Consider the following 22,500-nt stretch of genomic DNA (forward strand, 5'->3'; position numbering starts at 1 on the left):
CCTTAAACATAGGCTTCGACAAAGGCAGCTCCGGTGCCGAATCCGGAGGTACGGCCGACTTCCTGCTGGCCGGCCGGAACCCTACAGCAAGCCTTACATCGATGGTGAGGAACATCCCTTGTCCACCCCCAAATCCAGTTCCGAACCCAATGTTAAACCAAAGCCCGTCTTCGGGCGGCTCGTCCGCAGCAAGCATATTGAAGCAGAGGAGCCGGAAGCAGCCGCATCTCTTGCGTAGAACGATGCTCTTTGTTGTCTTTCACGCATGGGAGCTGAGCGGGACAGCTACTAGGCAGAGGATTGCCGCATGCGATCAACCGGGCAAGCGAAGCGGTGACCTGGCGAAAGCCATTGACATTGTTGTCACATGTTTGAAAAGGCGGGGAGCGAGGCTGGAGCGTTGCTGCGGCATATGCTCCGCCGGATTGCTTTTACCGATGAAGAGAGGGGAACGATCCAGATGGCTTTTGAAAAAGAAACGTTGTTTTGGAACGAAAAATTCGGTAGCGACGATTATACCTTGACGCGGCTGCCTTACAGCAAAGCTCCAAGCTCCCTGGCGCCCATTGTGAAAACCGTCGGCGGTTCGCTTTCGGAGGAAGCGGCGCAGCGCGTCCTTCAAATGAGCAAGGGCGCTCCGCTGGCCGCTTTTATGATTTTGCTCGCCGGTGTTCAGTCACTCTTGCATAAATATACAGGCGCTTCTGACATTCTGGTCGGCATGCCGGTTGTACGGAAACCGACGGAGACGCGCCGATCCGTTAATCATACGGTCATTTTGAAAAACTCGCTTTCGGCGGGTGCGACTTTTAAAACGCTTCTGAGCGAGCTGAGGACTTCCTTGCCGGAAGCGATTCAGCATCAACATATTCCGTTCTTGAAAATGACGGAGAAGCTGGACCTGCAATATGCAGACGGGATACCCGTCGTCCATACGCTAGTATCCCTTAAGGAGCTGCATCTGGACGAAATCGGGCAAAACGTGGTCACGGATTGTTCCTTTGAATTCAGCTTAACCGGCGGGACGATACAGCTAGCGCTGTCATATAACGAGCACTTATATGACTCCGAGTTCATGACTCGGGTCGTCGGCCATCTGAATCGCCTGCTGGCCGTGGGGCTTCACGAGTTGGAGCTGGACATCGTGCGGGCGGACATGCTGTCGGAGGACGAGAAATTTCAATTGCTGCAAAGCTTTAACGATACCGAGAAGGACTATCCCCGTGATCGGACGATTCATCAGCTCGTGGAGGAGCAGGCGAAGCGGGTGCCCGAAGCGACGGCGGTTGTCTTTGAGGGGCGGCGGCTTTCGTACGCGGAGCTGAACGAACGGGCGAACCGGCTGGCGCGGACGCTGCGATCGGTCGGCGTGCTGCCCAATCAGCTGGTAGGCTTGATGGCCAGGAGATCGCTGGAGACGGTCGTTGGCATTCTGGCGGTTCTGAAAGCTGGCGGTGCCTACGTGCCGATCGACCCGGAATACCCGGAAGAACGCATCCGCTACATTCTGGAGAACTCGAACGCGCAGCTGCTGCTGACTCAAAGGGAGCTGCTGCAGCAGGTGCCGTTCGAAGGGACCGTGTTGGCGCTGGATGACGAGCAGGCCTACAGCGACGATGGCTCGAACCTGGAGCCGGCCAGCGGTCCGAATGATCTGGCTTATGTCATCTATACGTCAGGTACGACGGGCAAACCCAAAGGGGTCATGCTGGAGCATCGCGGTTTGGTCAGCTTGAAGCTGATGTTCGCGGACAGGCTGGGCATCACGGAGCATGACCGGATCGTTCAATTCGCCAGCCTGTCGTTCGACGCGTCCTGCTGGGAAGTGTTCAAAGCGCTCTATTTTGGCGCGGCTTTGTACATCCCGACGGCCGAGACGATTCTCGACAACCGCCTGTTCGAGAGTTATATGAACGAGCATGCGATTACGGCGGCGATTTTGCCTCCGACGTACAGCGCTTATTTGAACCCGGACCGCCTTCCCAGCTTAACGAAGCTCGTAACGGGAGGCTCGGCGGTATCGGCCGAATTCGTGCAGCAGTGGAAACCGAAGGTCCACTATTTCAATGCTTACGGCCCTACCGAAGCTTCGATTGTTACGACGCTTTGGGATGCGGATGAGGAGCAGCCGGAGCGCAGAGTCATTCCGATCGGGCGCCCGCTGGCCAATCACCGGATTTTTATTTTGGATGCCCACCTGCAGCTTGTGCCTCCGGGAGTGGACGGCGAGCTGTGCGTGGCAGGCGTGGGGCTTGCGAGAGGTTACCTGAACCATCCGGAGCTGACGGCAGAGAAGTTCGTGGAACATCCGTTTGCACCGGGAGAACGCCTTTACCGGACGGGAGATCTCGCCCGCTGGCTGCCGGACGGAAATATTGAGTACTTGGGCCGGATCGACCATCAGGTGAAAATCCGTGGATTCCGGATCGAGATCGGCGAGATTGAAGAGCAGCTTCTGAAGATCGACTCCGTGCAGGAGACGATCGTAATCGCGCGGGAAGGCAAAAGCGGGCAAGAACTGTGCGCTTACCTGGTCGCGGGCCGCCCGCTTACGCTCGGCGAGCTGAGAAGCGCGCTGGCGCAAAAATTGCCGAATTACATGATTCCGGCGCATTTTGTTCAGCTTCCGCGGATGCCGCTCACGCCGAACGAGAAAATCGACCGCAAGGCTTTGCCCGCCCCGGAAGGAAACGCGCTGACCGGCGGCGCGTACGTAGCTCCCCGCAATGAAGCCGAACGGACGCTTGCCGATGTGTGGCAGGCGGTATTGAACGCCGATCGCGTTGGGGTAACGGATCATTTCTTCGAGCTGGGCGGAGACTCGATCAAGTCCATTCAAGTATCTTCGCGGCTTCATCAAGCCGGGTACAAGCTGGAAATCCGGGATTTGTTCAAATATCCGACTATCTCACAGCTCAACCTGCATGTGAAACCGATCGGACGTACCATTGATCAAGGCGAAATAACGGGTGAAACGGCGCTGACGCCGATTCAGCATTGGTTTTTCGAGAGCTCCTTTGCGGACCCGCATCATTTCAACCAGTCGGTGATGCTGTACCGGAAGGAACGCTTCGACGAAGAGACGGTGCGTCAGGTGCTGCAAAAGCTGGCCGAGCATCATGACGCCTTGCGGATGGTGTTCCACAAGACGGAACAAGGGTTTAGCGCGCGGAACCGCGCGATTCAGGAAGGCGGGCTGTTCACGCTGGACGTGTTCGACTTCAAGGATGCGGAGAATACCGCGCAGGCTGTGGAAGCGAAGGCAACGGACATTCAAGCGGGCATCGATCTGGAGAACGGGCCCCTCGTGAAGGCGGGACTGTTCCGGTGCGCGGACGGCGATCATTTGCTGCTCGCGGTTCATCATGCCGTGGTGGACGGCGTGTCTTGGCGCATTTTGATGGAGGATTTCGCTCTGGGTTACGAGCAGGCCGGCAAAAGCGAGGAAATTCGTTTCCCGGCGAAAACGGATGCGTACCGCACTTGGTCCGAGCAGCTGGCCGCTTACGCGCAAAGCCCGGAGATGGCAAAGGAACGGGCCTATTGGCAGGCCGTGGAACAAATTGCGGTTCCGGCCGTGCCGAAGGATCTGGAGGCGGATGTTACGACGCAGCAGGACAGCGAATCGCTGTTCGTCCGTTTGACTCCCGAAGAAACGGAGCTGCTGCTGAAGCGGGTTCACCGGGCCTACAACACCGAAATGAACGATATTTTGGTAACGGCGCTCGGCATAGCCGTTCGCAAGTGGACGGGACACGAACGGGTGCGGATCAATCTCGAAGGACACGGACGCGAATCGATCGGAACGGATATCGACATCACGCGCACAGTCGGCTGGTTTACGACCAAGTTTCCGGTCGTCCTGGAGCCGCAAACCGACCGGGATTTGGCCTATCAGATTAAACAGGTCAAGGAAAGCTTGCGCCGCATTCCGAACAAAGGGCTTGGGTACGGCGTATGCCGCTATCTCTCCAAATCGGAGGATGGCTTTGTTTGGGGCGCAGAGCCGGAAATTAATTTTAACTACCTCGGCCAGTTCGACGATGATGTCAACCAGGACGAGATCGGCATATCTTCTTATTCCAGCGGCAGCCCGGCCAGCGACCGGCAGGCCCGCAGCTTTGTGCTGGATATCAACGGCATGGTGCTGGACGGCGCTTTATCGCTCGATCTCAGCTACAGCCGGAAGCAGTATCGCAAGGTAACGATGGAAGCCTTCGCTCAGCGGCTTGAGCAAAGTCTCCGAGAGCTCATTACCCACTGCGCAGGCAAAGAAAACACCGAATTGACGCCTAGCGACGTGCAATTTAAAGGCTTGACCATCGCGGAATTGGAGCAAATCGCCCAGCGTTCGGGCCATGTCGGGGAAATCGAAAATATTTACTCGCTTACGCCGATGCAGAAGGGCATGTGGTTCCACAACGCGCTTGACCGGCAAACGGCCGCTTACTTCGAGCAGACGCGCTTTACGATGCGTGGAGCGCTCGACGTTCAGCTTTTTGAGAGGAGCTGGATGGAACTTGCGAAACGTCATCTGGTGCTGCGGGCAAATTTTGTGAAGGGACCGGCGGGCGAGCCGCTGCAAATCATATACCGCGACAAGCCGGTCGGCTTTGAATATGAAGAGTTGCTTCATTTGCAGGTGGACGAGAAACAAGCGTATTTGGATAAAAAGGCTGAGGATGACAAGCGTCGCGGCTTCGACATGGAATATGACGCGCTCGTTCGGGTTACGATCCTGCGCACCGAAGAGCAAAGCTATCATGTGCTGTGGAGTTTCCAGCATATTTTGATGGACGGCTGGTGCCTGGCGCAGCTGACGCAGGAGCTGTTTGAGATATACTCGGCCTTGACCTCCGGCACGCAGCCAGCGGGAGATAAGGGATCGGATTATGGCGCCTATATCGAATGGTTGGAGAAACAGGACGATCAGGCGGCATCCGGCTATTGGACGGCATTCCTGTCAGGTTATGAAGGGCAAACCGTACTCCCGGGACAAAAGGAAGCGGCGTCGAACGGCAGATTTACGGCAGATCACGTCACCGCCGAGCTGGGTAAGGACTTGAGCGAGCGGATGGACCGGGTGGCGAAACAGCGCCTGGTTACGGTCAATACGCTGTTGCAAGCCGCTTGGGGCGTGATGCTGCAAAAGTATAACGGAACAAACGATGCCGTATTCGGCAGCGTCGTGGCCGGAAGACCGGTGGAAATCCCGGGCATCGAGTCCATGATCGGGCTGTTCATCAATACGGTGCCGGTCCGCGTCACGAGCGAAGCCGACACCGTGTTCGCAGATATGATGGCGAAGCTCCAAGAGCGTGCGCTGGAGTCCGGGCGATATGATTACTATCCGCTGTATGAAATTCAAGCCCGCAGCGTGCAAAAGCAGAACCTGATCAACCATATCATCGCTTTCGAGAACTATCCGGTGGACGAGCAGATGGAGCAGGCGGGCGACCAGCAACACGGCGACCTGACGATCGCTGACGTTCAGATGGAGGAGCAGACGAACTATAACTTCAACGTGACCGTGGTGCCGGGAGCCGAGATCGAAATTCGGTTCGACTTTAACGCCGAAGTGTTCGATAAAGACAGCATCGAGCGGCTCAAGGGGCACCTCGTCCATCTGCTGGAGCAGGTGACGGATAACCCGGAAATTACAGTGGGCGAGCTGGAACTTGTGACGGAGGCGGAAAAGGCCGACCTTCTCGGACGTTTTAACGACACCACCACGGAATTTCCGCGCGGGAAGACGCTCGTTCAATTGTTCGAAGAGCAGGCGGAGCTTTACCCGGACAACGTGGCCGCCGTCATGAACGAGCGGCAGCTGACTTACCGCGAGCTGAACGAGCGATCCAACCGCCTTGCGCGGAAGCTGCGGGAGACGGGAGTAGAAGCGGACCAGCTGGTAGCGATTCTGGCCGAACGCTCGCTCGATATGGTCGTCGGCATTCTGGCGATTCTCAAAGCGGGCGGAGCCTACGTGCCTGTCGATCCCGACTACCCGGAGGAGCGCATCCGCTTCATGATCGAGGATTCGGGCGCGCCGTTATTGCTGATTCAAAAGCATCTGCACGAGAAGACCGACTTCGCAGGAACGCGCCTCGAATTGGACGATTTCGTTTGGGGCGACAGAGGGGCGGACTCCGCCGATGCGCTGGACGCTTCGAACCTGGAGCCGATTTCCGGGCCGGGCAACCTGGCATATGTCATCTACACGTCGGGAACGACCGGCAGACCGAAAGGAACGCTGATCGAGCATAAGAACGTCGTGCGCCTCCTGTTCAACGACAAGAACCTGTTCGACTTCGGGCCGTCCGACACGTGGACGCTGTTCCACTCGTTCTGCTTCGATTTCTCCGTCTGGGAAATGTACGGAGCGCTGCTGTACGGAGGCAAGCTGGTCATCGTACCGCCGCTCACGGCGAAAAATCCGGCCGAGTTCCTGGCGCTGCTGGGCCGCGAACAGGTCACGATTTTGAACCAGACGCCAACGTACTTCTACCAGCTGCTGCGTAAGGTCTTGGCGGACCATCCGTACGATCTGCGGATTCGCAACGTCATCTTCGGGGGCGAAGCGCTGAGTCCGCTGCTGCTCAAGGGCTTCAAGACGAAGTACCCGGAGACGAAGCTGATCAATATGTACGGCATTACCGAGACGACGGTTCACGTGACGTATAAGGAAATAACGTGGGTCGAAATGGAGGCGGCGAAGAGCAATATCGGCAAGCCGATCCCGACGCTGAGGGTGTACGTCCTTGATGAAAACCGCCGCCCTGTGCCGATCGGCGTAGCGGGCGAAATGTACGTGGCCGGGGAAGGCCTTGCGAGAGGATACCTGAACCGTCCGGATCTGACGGCGGAGAAGTTCGTCGATTCCCCGTTTGCGGAGGGGGAGAAACTGTACCGCTCGGGCGACTTGGCGGCTTGGCTGCCGGACGGCAACATCGAATACCTGGGCCGGATCGACCACCAGGTCAAAATCCGCGGGTACCGGATCGAGCTGGACGAAATCGAGACGCAGCTTCTGAACGTCGAGGGCGTGGAAGAAGCGGTGGTGCTCGCCCGTCAGGACGGCGGGGGCGAGAAGGCTCTTGTCGCCTACTTTGTGGCGGACCGGACGCTGACGGTCAGCGAAATGAGAACCTCGCTGGCCCAGGGAATGCCGGGGTACATGATCCCGTCGTACTTCGTGCAGTTGGAGCGCATGCCGCTGACGACCAACGGCAAAGTGGACCGCAAAGCGTTGCCGGAGCCGCAAGGCGGCATACAAACGGGCGTCGAATACGTAGCGCCGCGTAACCGGACGGAGTCCCAGCTTGTGAAGATCTGGGAGGAAGTGCTGGGCTACTCCGGCATTGGAGTCCTGGACAACTTCTTCGACCTGGGCGGCCATTCCCTGCGGGCGACGACACTGGTGAGCAAGGTGCATCAGGAGCTGAACGTTGAGCTGCCTCTGCGCGACGTATTCCGCTACTCGACGATCGAAGAGATGGCTCTCGCCATCTCCCGGATCGGAGAGCAGTCGTTCTCGTCGATTCCGCTGGCAGGCGCAAGAGCATATTATCCGCTTTCCTCAGCTCAGAAGCGGCTGTTTATCCTGAATCAGCTGGAAGGGGCCGATCAGAGCTACAACATGCCGGGCGTGCTGCTGCTGGAAGGATCGATTGACCGGAGCCTGCTGGAGAAGGCTTTCCGCGGACTGATCGCACGGCACGAAACGCTGCGAACCGGCTTTGAGATCGTACAAGGCGAAGCAATACAGCGCATTTACGAGAGCGTCGACTTTGCCGTCGAGTATCGTCGTGCGAGCGAGGAAGAAGCGCCTGAAGTCGTGCAGGCCTTCATCCGGCCTTTCGACTTGGCGAAGCCTCCGCTGCTGCGGACGGAGCTCGTAGAGCTGGCAGCCGAACGTTATTTGCTGATGTTCGACATGCACCATATCGTCTCCGACGGGGTTTCGATGGACGTGTTAGTCGAGGAACTCGTTCGTCTGTACGGCGGCGAGTCATTAGAGCCTTTGCGCATTCAATACAAGGACTATGCGGTATGGCAGCAGTCGGACGAGCAAAAAGTGCAGTTGAAACGCGAGGAAGCTTACTGGCTGGACCGTTACCGGGGCGAGCTGCCGGTTCTGGAAATGCCGACGGACTATCCGCGTCCTGCCGTGCAGAGCTTTGAGGGACAAACGCTGACGTCCTTCGTGGACGAGGCAACGAACGAAGGCTTGAAGCAGCTGGCCGCTCAAAGAGGAACGACGCTGTATATGGTGCTGCTTGCGGCATATACCATGCTTTTGCATAAATACACAGGTCAGGACGATTTGATCGTCGGAACGTCGATTGCGGGCAGAACGCACGGAGACACGCAGCCTTTGATCGGAATGTTCGTCAATACGCTGGCGCTCCGCAATTATCCGGCTTCGGAGAAGACCTTCCTGTCGTATCTGGAAGAAGTGAAAGAAACGACCTTAGGCGCTTACGAGCATCAGAATTATCCGTTCGAAGAGCTCGTCGATAAAGTGCAGGTCAGCCGGGATTTGAGCCGCAACCCGCTGTTTGACACGATGTTCTCCCTGCAAAACTTGGAGGATAAAGAGTTTGAGCTGGAAGGGCTGAAATTGTCCCCGTACCCTAGCGAATACGGCACGGCCAAGTTCGACCTGAGTGTGGATGTTACGGAAGAAAACGGCGGCCTGGAGTGCAGCTTTGAATTCGCAACGGCTCTTTATAAAGAAAGCACGATCCGGCGGCTGTCGACTCATTTCGGACATTTGCTTGCGGCGATCGTAAGCCGTCCGGATGCGAAGATTGCCGAGCTGAACTTGTTGACGGCAGAGGAAAAAGAGCAAATTCTCGGCGCGTTTAACCCGGCGCAGCCGGAAGCGGCTCCTGTGGCGGCGTTCCACCGGCTGTTCGAGGAACAGGCGGAGCGCACGCCGAAAGCGGCGGCCGTCGTGTACGAGAACGAGCGGCTGACGTATGCGGAGCTGAACGAGCGGGCGAACCGCTTGGCGGCCACGCTGCGCGCAAGCGGCATCGGCCGGGAGACGATCGTCGGCATTCTCGCCGAGCGTTCGGTGGACTTGCTGGTGGCCGTGCTGGCCGTCTGGAAAGCGGGCGGGGCGTATGTGCCGCTCGACCCGGATTATCCGGCGGACCGCGTGCGGTTCATGCTTGAAGACAGCGGAGCGAAGGTACTGCTGACGCAAACGCCGCTGCGAGAGCGTGCCGAAGCCTGGCTCGACGAAGAGGAGCTGGCGCTGGCGGCGGTGCTGTACCTGGACGACGAAGCGTCGTACAGCGAGGAGCGGGCGAATGCGCCGATTGGCTCCGGCATTGTCTCCGGCAAGCTGACGGATGCTGTGGACGACGGCGATGAGAGCCATCAGAATGTTGGCACCGACAGCTTCCATGAAGCCCGTCCGGAGGATCTGGCGTACGTGATCTATACGTCGGGAACGACGGGCAAGCCGAAGGGCGTGATGATCGAGCACCGCAGCCTGGTGAACACGGCGGCGGGCTACCGGCGGGAATACCGGTTGGATCAGTTCCCGGTGCGGCTGCTGCAGCTCGCAAGCTTCTCGTTCGACGTGTTCGTGGGAGATATCGCGCGGACGCTGTACAACGGAGGCACGATGGTGATTGTGCCGAAGGACGACCGGATCGATCCGTCTCGTCTGCACCACTGGATTGAGCGGGAGCGGGTCACCATCTTCGAATCGACGCCGGCGCTGATCGTGCCGTTCCTGGAGTACGTGCACGAGCAGCGGCTGGATATGAGCTGGATGGAGCTGTTGATCACGAGCTCGGACAGCTGCAGCGTGGCGGATTACCGGACCTTGCAGGAACGCTTCGGCTCGTTGTTCCGGATCATCAACGCATACGGCGTGACGGAAGCGGCGATCGACTCAAGCTTCTACGACGAGGAGCTGGCGAAGCTGCCGCAGACAGGCCATGTGCCGATCGGCAAAGCGTGGCTGAATGCGAAATTCTACATCGTGGACGCGCATCTGAATCCGGTGCCGGTCGGGGTGCTGGGCGAGCTGGTCATCGGCGGAGTCGGAGTGGCGCGCGGGTACTTGAACCGTCCGGAGCTGACGGAAGAGAAGTTCGTAGACAGCCCGTTCGCCGCGGGCGAGCGGCTGTACCGCACGGGAGACTTGGCGCGGTGGATGGAAGACGGCAACGTGGACTTCATCGGCCGGATCGACAACCAGGCGAAAATCCGGGGCTACCGGATCGAGACGGGCGAGATCGAGTCGCAGCTGCTGCGGGTGGAAGGCGTGCGCGAAGCGGTGGTGCTGGTTCGAAGTGACGCGAACGGGCAGAAGGCGCTATGCGCGTATTACACGCCGGATACCGGAGCGGAGCTGGCGGTGAACGATTTGCGCAGCGCGCTGGCGCAGGAGCTGCCGGGCTACATGATCCCGTCGTACTTCGTGGAGCTGGAGCGCCTGCCTCTGACGCCGAACGGAAAGATTGACCGGAAGGCGCTGCCGGCGCCGGAAGGGGAAGCGGGAAGCGGAACGGAGTACGTCGCACCGCGCAATGAGCTGGAAACGAAGCTGGCGGCGATTTGGCAGGAGGTGCTGGGGCTTGCGAAGGAGATTGGCGTTCACGACAACTTCTTCGACATCGGCGGCCACTCCCTGCGGGCGACGACGCTGGTCAGCAAGATTCATAAAGAGTTGAACGTGGATCTGCCGCTGCGCGACGTGTTCCGCCATTCCACGATCGAGAGCATGGCGGCCGCCATTTCCCGGCTGGATGAGCAGACATTCGTTGCCATTCCGGTGGCGGATGACCGAGAGGTGTACCCGCAATCTTTTGCTCAAAAACGTCTCTTTATCCTGAATCAACTGGAAGGCGCGGAGCTTAGCTACAACATGCCGGAAGCGATGCTGCTGGAGGGTGCTTTGGACCGGGCAAGGTTCGAAGAAGCGTTCCGTAAGCTCGTGGCGCGGCATGAAATGCTGCGCACCGGGTTCGAAATGGTGGATGGCGAAGCATCGCAGCGGTTTTACCAGGACGTGAATTTTGCCGTGGAGTTCTATCGAGCGGATGAGCAAGAGGCCGAAGAGACGGTTCGCCGTTTCGTCCGTCCGTTTGACTTGGCGAAGCCTCCGCTGCTGAGGGTAGGCCTTGTCGAGCTGGCTCCGGAACGCCATATTCTAATGTACGACATGCATCATATTATTTCCGACGGCGTCTCGATGGAAATCTTTGTTGAAGAATTCGTCCGCTTGTACGGCGGCGAGCAATTGGAGCCTCTGCGCATTCAGTACAAAGACTACACCGTTTGGCAGCATTCGCAGGAGCAGAAGGAACGGCTTCAGCGTCAGGAGGCGTACTGGCTGGACATGTTCCAAGGCGAGCTTCCGGTGCTGGAAATGCCGACCGACTATCCGCGTCCGGCCGTGCAGAGCTACGAAGGCCAAACGCTGGAGTTTTTCTTTGACGCTTCGAAAACCGACGGCCTGAAGCAGCTGGCCTCGGAAACGGGCACGACGCTGTTTATGGTGCTGCTTGCGGCGTATAACGTCCTTCTGCATAAATATTCTGGTCAGGAAGACGTGATCGTCGGTACGCCGATTGCCGGAAGGAATCATGGAGATGTGCAGCCGTTGATCGGGATTTTCTTAAACACGCTGGCTATCCGCAGTTATCCGGCTTCGGAGAAGACATTCCTGTCATACCTGAACGAAGTCAAAGAAACGACCCTCCACGCCTTCGAGCATCAAAACTATCCGTTCGAAGAATTGGTGGACAAGGTGCAAGTCACCCGTGATTTAAGCCGCAATCCGCTCTTCGACACGCTGTTTACGATGCAGAATACGGAGAACGAGGAATTTGAGCTGGAAGGGCTTCGCCTGATTCCTTATCCGAGCGCACTGGATACCGCGAAGTTTGATATCAGCTTGGATGTGGGCGAGGAGAACGGCGGCTTGGATTACAGCTTCGAATATGCGACGGCTCTCTACAAAAGGGAGACGATCGAACGGCTGGCGAAACATTACGAGCAGCTGCTCGTAACGATCGTAAGCCGTCCGGATGCGAAGATCGCCGAGCTGAACTTGCTGACGGCAGAGGAAAAAGAACAAATTCTCGGCGCGTTCCACCCGGCGCAGCCGGAAGCGGCTCCTGCGGCCGCGTTCCACCGGCTGTTTGAGGAACAGGCGGAGCGCACGCCGGAAGAGGCGGCCGTCGTGTACGAGAACGACCGGCTGACGTATGCGGAGCTGAACGAGCGGGCGAACCGCTTGGCGGCTACGCTGCGCGCAAGCGGCATCGGCCGGGAGACGATCGTCGGCATTCTCGCCGAGCGTTCGGTGGACTTGCTGGTGGCCGTGCTGGCCGTCTGGAAAGCGGGCGGGGCGTATGTGCCGCTCGACCCGGATTATCCGGCGGACCGCGTGCGGTTCATGCTTGAAGACAGCGGAGCGAAGGTGCTGCTGACGCAAACGCCGCTGCGAGAGCGTGCCGAAGCATGGCTCGGCGAAGAGGAGCTGGCGCTGGCGGCGGTGCTGTACCTCGACGACGAAGCGTCGTACAGCGACGAGCGGGCGAATGCGCCGCTGGAAGCGGATGATCACTTGCACGAATACCGTCCGGAGGACCTGGCGTACGTGATCTACACGTCGGGAACGACGGGCAAGCCGAAGGGCGTGATGATCGAGCACCGCAGCCTGGTGAACACGGCGGCGGGCTACCGGCGGGAATACCGGTTGGATCAGTTCCCGGTGCGCCTGCTGCAGCTCGCAAGCTTCTCGTTTGACGTGTTCGTGGGAGATATCGCCCGGACGCTGTATAACGGAGGCACGATGGTGATTGTGCCGAAGGACGACCGGATCGATCCGTCTCGTCTGCACCACTGGATTGAGCGGGAGCGGGTCACCATCTTCGAATCGACGCCGGCGCTGATCGTGCCGTTCCTGGATTATGTGCACGAGCAGCAACTGGACATGAGCCGGGTGGAGCTGTTGATCACGAGCTCGGACAGCTGCAGCGTGGCGGATTACCGGACCTTGCAGGAACGCTTCGGCTCGTTGTTCCGGATCATCAACGCATACGGCGTGACGGAAGCGGCGATCGACTCAAGCTTCTACGACGAGCCGCTGACGAAGCTGCCGCAGACAGGCAATGTGCCGATCGGCAAAGCGTGGCTGAATGCGAAATTCTACATCGTGGATGCGCATCTGAATCCGGTGCCGGTCGGGGTGCTGGGCGAGCTGGTCATCGGCGGAGTCGGAGTGGCGCGCGGGTACTTGAACCGTCTGGAGCTGACGGAAGAGAAGTTCGTAGACAGTCCGTTCGCCGCGGGCGAGCGGCTGTACCGCACGGGAGACTTGGGGCGGTGGATGGAAGACGGCAACGTGGACTTCATCGGCCGGATCGACAACCAGGCGAAAATCCGGGGCTACCGGATCGAGACGGGCGAGATCGAGTCGCAGCTGCTGCGGGTGGAAGGCGTGCGCGAAGCGGTGGTGCTGGTTCGAAGTGACGCGAACGGGCAGAAGGCGCTATGCGCGTATTACACGCCGGATACCGGAGCGGAGCTGGCGGTGAACGATCTGCGCGGCGCGCTGGCGCAGGAGCTGCCGGGCTACATGATCCCGTCGTACTTCGTGGAGCTGGAGCGCCTGCCTCTGACGCCGAACGGAAAGATTGACCGGAAGGCGCTGCCGGCGCCGGAAGGGGAAGCGGGAAGCGGAACGGAGTACGTCGCACCGCGCAATGAGCTGGAAACGAAGCTGGCGGCGATTTGGCAGGAGGTGCTGGGGCTTGCGAAGGAGATTGGCGTTCACGACAACTTCTTCGACATCGGCGGCCACTCCCTGCGAGCGACGACGCTGGCGGGCAAGGTATTTAAGGAATTAAACGTCAACCTGCCGCTGCGCGACGTATTCCGTCACTCGACGATTGCGGCGATGGCCGAGGCGATCGCCCGGATGGAACGGCGGGAGCATGAGGCCATTCCTCAAGCGGAGGAGAGAGAGTACTACCCTCTGTCCTCCGCGCAGAAACGGCTGTTCATTCAGCACACGCTGGATGGAGCGGATCAGCTTTACAACATGCCGGAGCTGGTGCAGGTGGAAGGCGAGTTTGATTTAGACCGGTTGGAAGCCGCCTTGCGGAAATTGATAACACGGCATGAATCGCTGCGCACCGGTTTTGAAATCGTGAAGGGCGAAGCGGTTCAGCGGATTTACCCGCAGGTCGATTTTGCTATCGAGCATCATCAAGCGGATAAAGAGGATGCGGCTCAAATCGAGCAGATCGTCCGCAGCTTCGTTCGTCCGTTTGATCTCGGCAAGCCGCCGCTGCTGCGCGCCGGGGTCATCGAGCTGGAGCCGAACCTGCATATTCTCCTTTTCGACATGCACCATATGGTGTCCGACGGCGTATCGATGGCGATTGTGATCGATGAGTTCTCGAGTTTCTACGCCGGGGAAGAACTGCCGCCACTGCGCATTCAATACAAGGATTATGCCGTTTGGCAGCAGTCGAAGGCCCACCGAGAGCGGATCGGGCGGCAGGAAGCGTACTGGCTGCAAACCTTCGAAGGCGAGCTGCCGACGGCGGACCTGCCGATGGACTACGAACGGTCTGCGGCTCGCAGCTACGAAGGCGCGCATCTGGAGTTCGACGTCGAAGCTTCTCTCTCTGCGCGGCTGCGCGAATTGGCGGCCGAGCGTGAAAGCACGCTGTTCATGGTGCTGCTTGCGGCTTATACCGTGCTGCTGTCCAAGTACAGCGGGCAGGAGGACTTGGTCGTGGGCACCCCGGTGGCGGGAAGAACGAACGCCGATTTGGAACCGGTCATCGGGATGTTTGTCAATACGCTGGCGATCCGCAATCGTCCGTCGGACGACAAAACGTTCTTGTCCTACCTGGAAGAAGTGAAGGAAACGGCTTTGGGTGCTTTCGAGAACCAGGATTATCCATTCGAGGAGCTCGTGGAGCGTTTGAATGTGAAGCGGGAGCCGGGCCGCTTCCCGCTGTTCGATGCCGTTTTCGACTTGCAAAATATCGAAGAACGAGACGCCGAGCTGGAAGGGGTCAGCCTGAAGACTTACGAGCTTGACCATTTGGAAGAAGCGAAGTTCGATCTGACGCTGTTTATGTATGAAAACAACGGGGCGCTGAGCGGGGGCTTCTTCTACGCCACCAAGCTGTTCAAAGAAGCGATGATCCGCACCTTGACCGAGGATTACCTGCGGGTACTGTCTCAAATTGCGGAAAATCCACAACTTGAGCTAAGCCGGATTGAATGTCATAAACCGGCGGCAGGCGCAAAGAGTGCCGTCGATACGATCGAATTCGCGTTCTAATCCTACAAGCGCGCCTCCGCCGTCAAGCGAAAGCGGCGCGCATCCCAAGGAAGACGGCGAACAACGTCCAAGCCCGTAAACGCGCAGGCCGAAAGCAAGCATTTTCGGACCTGCGCCGGGGCATGCGGTCACTTCATTTTTAGGGGAGGTACAAATGAAATCTTTGTTTGAAAAGGAAGAACGGTACTGGAGCGGCAAGTTTGACGCCGATGACAGCCTGAGCTTCCTTCCCTACAGTCAATCCTCCAAATTATCCGCCGACGGGGAAGCTGCGGCCGAGCCGGGCTTGCTTCACCGTACTCTGCCGAGCGAACTCTCGGAGAGAATCATTTGCCTCGCCAACGGTTCGGATTTGGCTTTGTACATGATTGTTTTGGCAGGAGTAAAAAGCCTGCTGTTCAAATATACCGGGCGGGACCAAGTGCTTGTCGGCATGCCTTCTTATAGCGCAGACCCCGACGGGACTCCGCCGCCGCATGACATCTTGGTGATCAAGACGTCCGTAAGCCGCCAGACTACGCTGAAAACGCTGCTCGGGGGCATCAAAGCCTCCATCGGCGAGGCGCTGGAGCATCAGCACCTGCCTTTTCGGAAAATGGTGGAGCCGCTCCATCTGGACTATACGGGGGACGGCCTCCCGGTCGTCAACACCGTCGCATCCTTCGCCCCGATTCATCCGGAACCGCTGGGTAACCGGGTGGCGGCCGATACGGTTTTTCGCTTCGACCGCCAAAACCACTCCATCGAGCTGGAAATAAGCTTTGACGGGCAGCGGTACGAGCGGGCATTTGTGGAACAGGCGGCCGACCATCTTGTTCGGCTGCTGTCCGTGCTTTTATTTCAGCCGGATCTGGAGCTCGGACAAGCCGATGTGCTGTCCCCAGACGAGAGGGAGACGCTGCTGAAGCGATTTAATGACACCGAAACCGAGTTCGAGCGGGGGAAAACGATTTACGGCTTGTTCGAAGAACAGGCGGAGCTTTACCCGGACAACGTGGCCGCCGTCATGAACGAGCGGCAGCTGACCTACCGCGAGCTGAACGAGCGATCCAACCGCCTTGCGCGGAAGCTGCGGGAGACGGGAGTAGAAGCGGACCAGCTGGTAGCGATTCTGGCCGAACGCTCGCTCGATATGGTTGTCGGCATTCTGGCGATTCTCAAAGCGGGCGGAGCCTACGTGCCTGTCGATCCCGACTACCCGGAGGAGCGCATCCGCTTCATGATCGAGGATTCGGGCGCGCCGTTATTGCTGATTCAAAAGCATCTGCACGAGAAGACCGACTTCGCAGGAACGCGCCTCGAATTGGACGATTTCGTTTGGGGCGACAGAGGGGCGGACTCCGCCGATGCGCTGGACGCTTCGAACCTGGAGCCGATTTCCGGGCCGGGCAACCTGGCATATGTCATCTACACGTCGGGAACGACCGGCAGACCGAAAGGAACGCTGATCGAGCATAAGAACGTCGTGCGCCTCCTGTTCAACGACAAGAACCTGTTCGACTTCGGGCCGTCCGACACGTGGACGCTGTTCCACTCGTTCTGCTTCGATTTCTCCGTCTGGGAAATGTACGGAGCGCTGCTGTACGGAGGCAAGCTGGTCATCGTACCGCCGCTCACGGCGAAAAATCCGGCCGAGTTCCTGGCGCTGCTGGGCCGCGAACAGGTCACGATTTTGAACCAGACGCCAACGTACTTCTACCAGCTGCTGCGTAAGGTCTTGGCGGACCATCCGTACGATCTGCGGATTCGCAACGTCATCTTCGGGGGCGAAGCGCTGAGTCCGCTGCTGCTCAAGGGCTTCAAGACGAAGTACCCGGAGACGAAGCTGATCAATATGTACGGCATTACCGAGACGACGGTTCACGTTACGTATAAGGAAATAACGTGGGTTGAAATGGAGGCGGCGAAGAGCAATATCGGCAAGCCGATCCCGACGCTGAGGGTGTACGTCCTTGATGAAAACCGCCGCCCTGTGCCGATCGGCGTAGCGGGCGAAATGTACGTGGCCGGGGAAGGCCTTGCGAGAGGATACCTGAACCGTCCGGATCTGACGGCGGAGAAGTTCGTCGATTCCCCGTTTGCGGAGGGGGAGAAACTGTACCGCTCGGGCGACTTGGCGGCTTGGCTGCCGGACGGCAACATCGAATACCTGGGCCGGATCGACCACCAGGTCAAAATCCGCGGGTACCGGATCGAACTGGACGAAATCGAGACGCAGCTTCTGAAGGTCGAGGGCGTGGAAGAAGCGGTGGTGCTCGCCTGCGACGACGCGAACGGCCATAAGCAGCTTGTCGCTTATTACGTCGCGGAAACGAGGCTGGCGGCGCATGAACTCAAGGAGGAGCTCGCCAAGCAGCTTCCGGGGTATATGATTCCTTCGCACCTCGTGCATCTTTCGCGGATGCCGCTGACCCCGAACGGGAAAATCGACCGCAAAGCGCTGCCCGCGCCGGAGGAAGCCGCGGCCGGAGGAGCGGAATATGTCGCGCCGAGAACGCTGCTCGAAATGAAGATCGCCCGCGTCTGGCAGGATACGCTTGGCGTTCCGCAGGTCGGCGTAAAGGATAACTTTTTTGAGTTGGGTGGCAATTCGTTAAGTCTGATGAGGCTCGTTCAAGCCGTTTACGATGAAACGGGCATTGAGATACCGCTGAACCGCCAATTCCATAATGTAACAGTTGAAGCCATGGCTTTCGGAGAGGGGGATCTGGGCCTGGATAAAGGGGGAGACTCCTTCATTAAGCTGAATAAAGCAGGAGATCTGAACGTGTTCTGCTTCCCTCCGGGCAGCGGCTTCGGCATCGGTTACCGAGAGCTCGCAAGCAGGCTCGACGGCCGGTTCGTGCTCTACGGCATTGATTTTATCGACGATGCCGCCGATTACGAGGCCATGCTGAACCGTTATGTGGACGAGATCGTCCGCATCCAGCCCGAAGGACCTTACGTGCTGCTCGGCTACTGCTTCGGAGGCAACCTGACGTTCGAGGTAGCCAAAACGATGGAGAAAAGAGGGTATTCCGTAACGGACGTGCTCATGGTGGACTCGTGGATTAAGGACACGCTGACGCCTTCCGAAACGTCGGAGAAAGAGCTTGAAGAAACGCTTGCCGATTTCGACGAAGAAGAGAAGGAATTAATGAGCAACCCGCTCGTGCGGGAGCGGGTTCATCGGAAGGTCAAAGCGACCTTGGCGTACGAAGCGCAGCTTATTAATTCCGGCACGATCCCGGCCAGGATTTACGAACTGATTGCGAAGGACAGCGAAGCGTTCCGCCTGGAGCACCAATTGCCTTCCTGGCGGGGGGCAACGACGCAAGCTTACGCCGATTACCGGCTGGAGGGCGCGCACGAGGAATTGCTGGAACTCGCGCGCGTGGAAGAAACGGCCGTCGTCATCCGGGACATCTTAGAGCAAGTCAAGCGGCAGATCGAAGCGGAGGCCGGAGTACTGCATGGAAGCTGACCGCCAGCCGTCTGTTCTAGAACAAGGCACAGCGGCGCCTTCCAAGCGCCAAACCGCTTACGCCGCCTGGAAAGCGTTCCGCTGGCTGATGTCCTATGTAAGCCGTCACAAAGGCTGGATGATCGTCGGTGTCTTGTCCGCGCTTGCCGCCGCCGTTATTGAGATATGGACGGGAAGTTTGATCGAGCAGCTGACCACCCAGGCCGAGAAGGGGGCGGGGCCAATCGTTCTGCAAATCGTGTACGCGGTCTTTGTGGTCATCTTGATCGGTGTGCCGGCGAAGTTTTTCATGAGCTTCGGCGTGGAGCGAAGCAGCGCCTCTGCGGTGCAGGATATCCGCAACCATGTCATGCGTCATATCGGCAAACTCCCGGTCTCCTATTTGGAAAAGCAGCACTCCGGCGACGTATTGTCGCGGATCAACAACGACCTGCAGCTCATCCAGCAATTTATGATTCGGGACCTCGCCCAGTGGTTTTATCATCCGCTGTTGTTCATCGGCTGTTTCGCTTATTTGATCTACCTCCAATGGGAGCTGATGCTGTACAGCCTGCTGTTATTTCCCGTAGCGCTGCTGGTTTCCCAATGGATCGGCAAGCAGTTGGAGCGGTTGACGGAGGAAGCCCAGGCGAACATGGGCCGAATGAACGTCAACCTCCAGGATACGCTTGGGGGTATGCCTATTGTAAAAAGCTACCTGCTATCCGGCATGTTATCTCGCTCCTACCAAGTGCTGCTGCAATTGACGGCCCAAAAAAAGCTGGCCGTGAAAAAGCGGGAAGCCTGGGTCAACCCGCTGCTTTCCACGCTGATGATCAGCCCGATCATTTTCGCCGTCAGTTACGGAAGCTATTTGATCTACAAAGGGCAGCTAGGCGCGGGAGAGCTGATCGCCTTCCTGTACTTGCTGAATCTGTGTCTGGAGCCGCTGGAGCATATTCCCGAGCTCATCACGCGGACGTTCGAAATGGCCGGTGCCCTGAGAAGGGTCTCCGAAATCGTCGAGCAGCCGACCGAAACGGAAAATGGCCGTTCGCTTCCGAAAGCGAGCGCCGCCCCCATCGAGTTTCAGAACGTAACCTTCGGGTATGAGGAGAGCTCCCCGATCCTGCGGAATGTTAGCTTCTCGGTGCCGGAAGGGAAGACGATCGCGCTTGTCGGAGCGAGCGGCGGAGGGAAGAGCACGGTGTTTAAGCTTGTATGCGGCTTTTATCCGCTTCCGGAGGACCAGGGCGAGATCCGCGTGTTCGGCAGCCTGATCCACGGCGCCGATCCGGAGCAGCTTCGGTCGCATTTTTCCGTGGTAACCCAGGATTCATATTTGTTTAGCGGCACGATCGCTGAAAATATCGGCTACGGGCGGGAAGTAGCGTCGATGGACGAGATTATCGAAGCCGCCAAAGCCGCTCAGGCGCATTCCTTCATTATGCAGCTTCCCGACGGCTACCAGACGTATGTCGGAGAGCGCGGAGGCTTTTTGTCCGGCGGGCAGCGCCAGCGCATTGCAATGGCCCGGGCTTTTCTGAAGGATGCTCCCGTTATGCTGCTGGACGAGCCAACGTCGGCTCTTGATCCGGAGTCGGAAAGCGCGGTGCAGGAAGCGCTGGGCGTATTGATGAAGCAGAGAACGACGATGGTTATTGCCCACCGGCTTTCTACAGTACAAAACGCCGACGAAATTTGGGTCATGGAACAGGGGAGTATTGTTGAAAAGGGCACTCATGAACAATTGCTGAAGATGAAGGGACTGTACGCCCAGTCGTACTATCAGGAATTTACCGAGTCTGCCGAACGCAGGGAGGTGGCGTACACATGAAAAAGGGCGGATGGCTCTCGCAAGTGAAAGAACTCGGCTACTTGCTGATGTTTATGAACCGCAAGCGCAAAACCCAGTACGCCATTGGCCTGACCGTGACGGCGCTCACCCAGACATTGTTCCTGATCGCCTTCAGCTTGGTCGTACATAACTTGGTTGATTTCGCCGTGTCCCGAGATACGTCCCTGATGGTGGAAGCCTTTATTATTTTGGGCGCGGCCTTGTTCCTGGAAAATGTGATTTCTCCCTGGTTCATTTACTTATACCAGCGCAGTGTCGAGCTGACTGTGCTGAATATCCGCGAACGTCTTTATGACAAGCTGTGCCGGGTGCGGCCGAGATTCCTGGAGCAGACGCACCATGGGGACTTGCTGTCGCGGGTGAACAACGACGTAACGACCGTTGAGTTTACATTCTCGCAGGTTTACTTCGTTTTGCTGCTTCAAGTTGTCTTTTGCATCGGCTCCATTGTCTCCATGGTGTTGATCGATTGGCGGTTTGCCGGCGTATCCTTCGTCATTCTGCTGCTGTCCTCCGTGGTCAGCCTGAAATTTGCGCGGGATATTCGCGCCTTGTCCGAACAAGGCTTGCAAACGCTCGGTAAAATGACCGAAAAATTCAAAGATTTTATGGGCGGCATTCAAATTGTGAAGCTGTTCCGCATCCGCACGATTTACGGCCAGTACGAGGCGTTGAACGAACAAATGACGCAGACGCTTCGGCAAACCGCGCAGAAGAACGGCATGCAGGCTGCGGTGAATCATTTTATCAGCTACGTCACGTTCTGCGGCATCATCGTCATCGGCAGTCTTCTTTATGCCTACGGACTGATGGGAATGGGAAGCGTCGCCGCCCTGGCGGTTCTGCAAGTGAATCTGACGCACGCCTTGTTGAACTTGGGGATGGTTCTGTCGATGACCCAAAATTCGCTCGCGGGCGCTCACCGGATTCAAGAGGTACTAAGAGAGGAAGAGGAACCGGAGAGTTTGGGATCTCCTCACAGCGAGCTCGTGTCGGAGGCTGCGGTGGAGTTTCGCGATGTGGAATTTTCCTATCAGGCGGATAAAAAGGTGCTTGTCGACATGTCCATGCAGGTGTTTCCCGGCCAGGTCGCCGCTATCGTGGGGGCCAGCGGCAGCGGCAAAAGTACGCTGATCAAGCTGCTGCTCGGCTTTTATCCTGTGGACAGCGGAGAAATCCTGCTCCAAGGCAAACCGTTCGGCCATTACACGCTGGACGAAATCCGCAGGCAGATTGCATACGTTCCGCAGGAGCCGTTCTTGTTTACCGGCACGATTGAGGAAAACATCCGCTACGGCAACCCGGATGCAACGGATGAAGAAGTGATCGAAGCGGCCAAAGCGGCGTACGCTCACCATTTCATTCAGGAACTTCCTGAACAGTATAAAACGCCGGTGGGAGAGAGAGGAGCGTCGTTGTCGGGCGGACAAAGGCAGCGAATTGCGATCGCCCGGGGGATTCTCAAAAACGCCCCGATTCTGCTGCTGGACGAAGCGACTTCCGCGCTGGATAACGAATCCCAGCATTGGGTGCAGCAGGCCCTGAACGTATTGATGAAGGGGCGCACCACCATTCTGATCGCCCACCGTCTCAGCACCGTGGAACATGCGGATTTGATTACCGTCATGAACCAAGGGACGGTCGTCGAGCGGGGCCGCCATCAGGACCTGCTGGCGCTCGGGGGTTATTACGCCCGGCTGTACGGCTAGACCCGCTTTACGGCGGGCGGCTTCCTGCTTGCGAATGCGACAGAGTCTTTTAGTAATCCAAGGTATGACTTTATAACCGGTAGTTACCAGAAAACGTAGACACGAAAAAGGAGGAAGAGTCCGAAGGAGCCGTTCCGGGAATGGCCTGCGCGGTTCT

4 protein-coding genes are annotated in these 22,500 nt (G+C 58.1%); all 4 read left to right on the forward strand.

All coding sequences use genetic code 11. From position 1 onward, the window contains the following. Positions 1–367: 367 nt before the first annotated feature. Positions 368–15,334 (forward strand): non-ribosomal peptide synthetase, encoded by a 14,967-nt coding sequence (locus ASL14_RS16145; RefSeq protein WP_134912384.1) that lies wholly within the window; start codon positions 368–370, stop codon positions 15,332–15,334. Between the two features lie 154 nt (positions 15,335–15,488). Beyond that, a complete protein-coding gene (locus ASL14_RS16150) occupies positions 15,489–18,797 on the forward strand; it encodes a non-ribosomal peptide synthetase (RefSeq protein WP_134912386.1) in 3,309 nt (1,102 codons plus the stop codon). Beyond that, positions 18,787–20,613, forward strand: coding sequence for an ABC transporter ATP-binding protein (locus tag ASL14_RS16155; protein ID WP_134912388.1), 1,827 nt, complete (start codon positions 18,787–18,789; stop codon positions 20,611–20,613). The genes ASL14_RS16150 and ASL14_RS16155 overlap by 11 nt, the downstream gene beginning before the upstream one ends. After that, a complete protein-coding gene (locus ASL14_RS16160) occupies positions 20,610–22,343 on the forward strand; it encodes an ABC transporter ATP-binding protein (RefSeq protein WP_134912389.1) in 1,734 nt (577 codons plus the stop codon). Before ASL14_RS16155 ends, ASL14_RS16160 begins: the two co-directional genes overlap by 4 nt. Positions 22,344–22,500: the final 157 nt, after the last annotated feature.

Source organism: Paenibacillus sp. IHB B 3084, from assembly GCF_001447315.1.
Lineage (GTDB): Bacteria > Bacillota > Bacilli > Paenibacillales > Paenibacillaceae > Paenibacillus.

Bases quoted from the DNA above. Each gene is read 5' to 3' on its own strand.
- ASL14_RS16145 (WP_134912384.1), top strand. From the start codon at position 368: ATGTTTGAAAAGGCGGGGAGCGAGGCTGGAGCGTTGCTGCGGCATATG.
- ASL14_RS16150 (WP_134912386.1), top strand. From the start codon at position 15,489: ATGAAATCTTTGTTTGAAAAGGAAGAACGGTACTGGAGCGGCAAGTTT.
- ASL14_RS16155 (WP_134912388.1), top strand. From the start codon at position 18,787: ATGGAAGCTGACCGCCAGCCGTCTGTTCTAGAACAAGGCACAGCGGCG.
- ASL14_RS16160 (WP_134912389.1), top strand. From the start codon at position 20,610: ATGAAAAAGGGCGGATGGCTCTCGCAAGTGAAAGAACTCGGCTACTTG.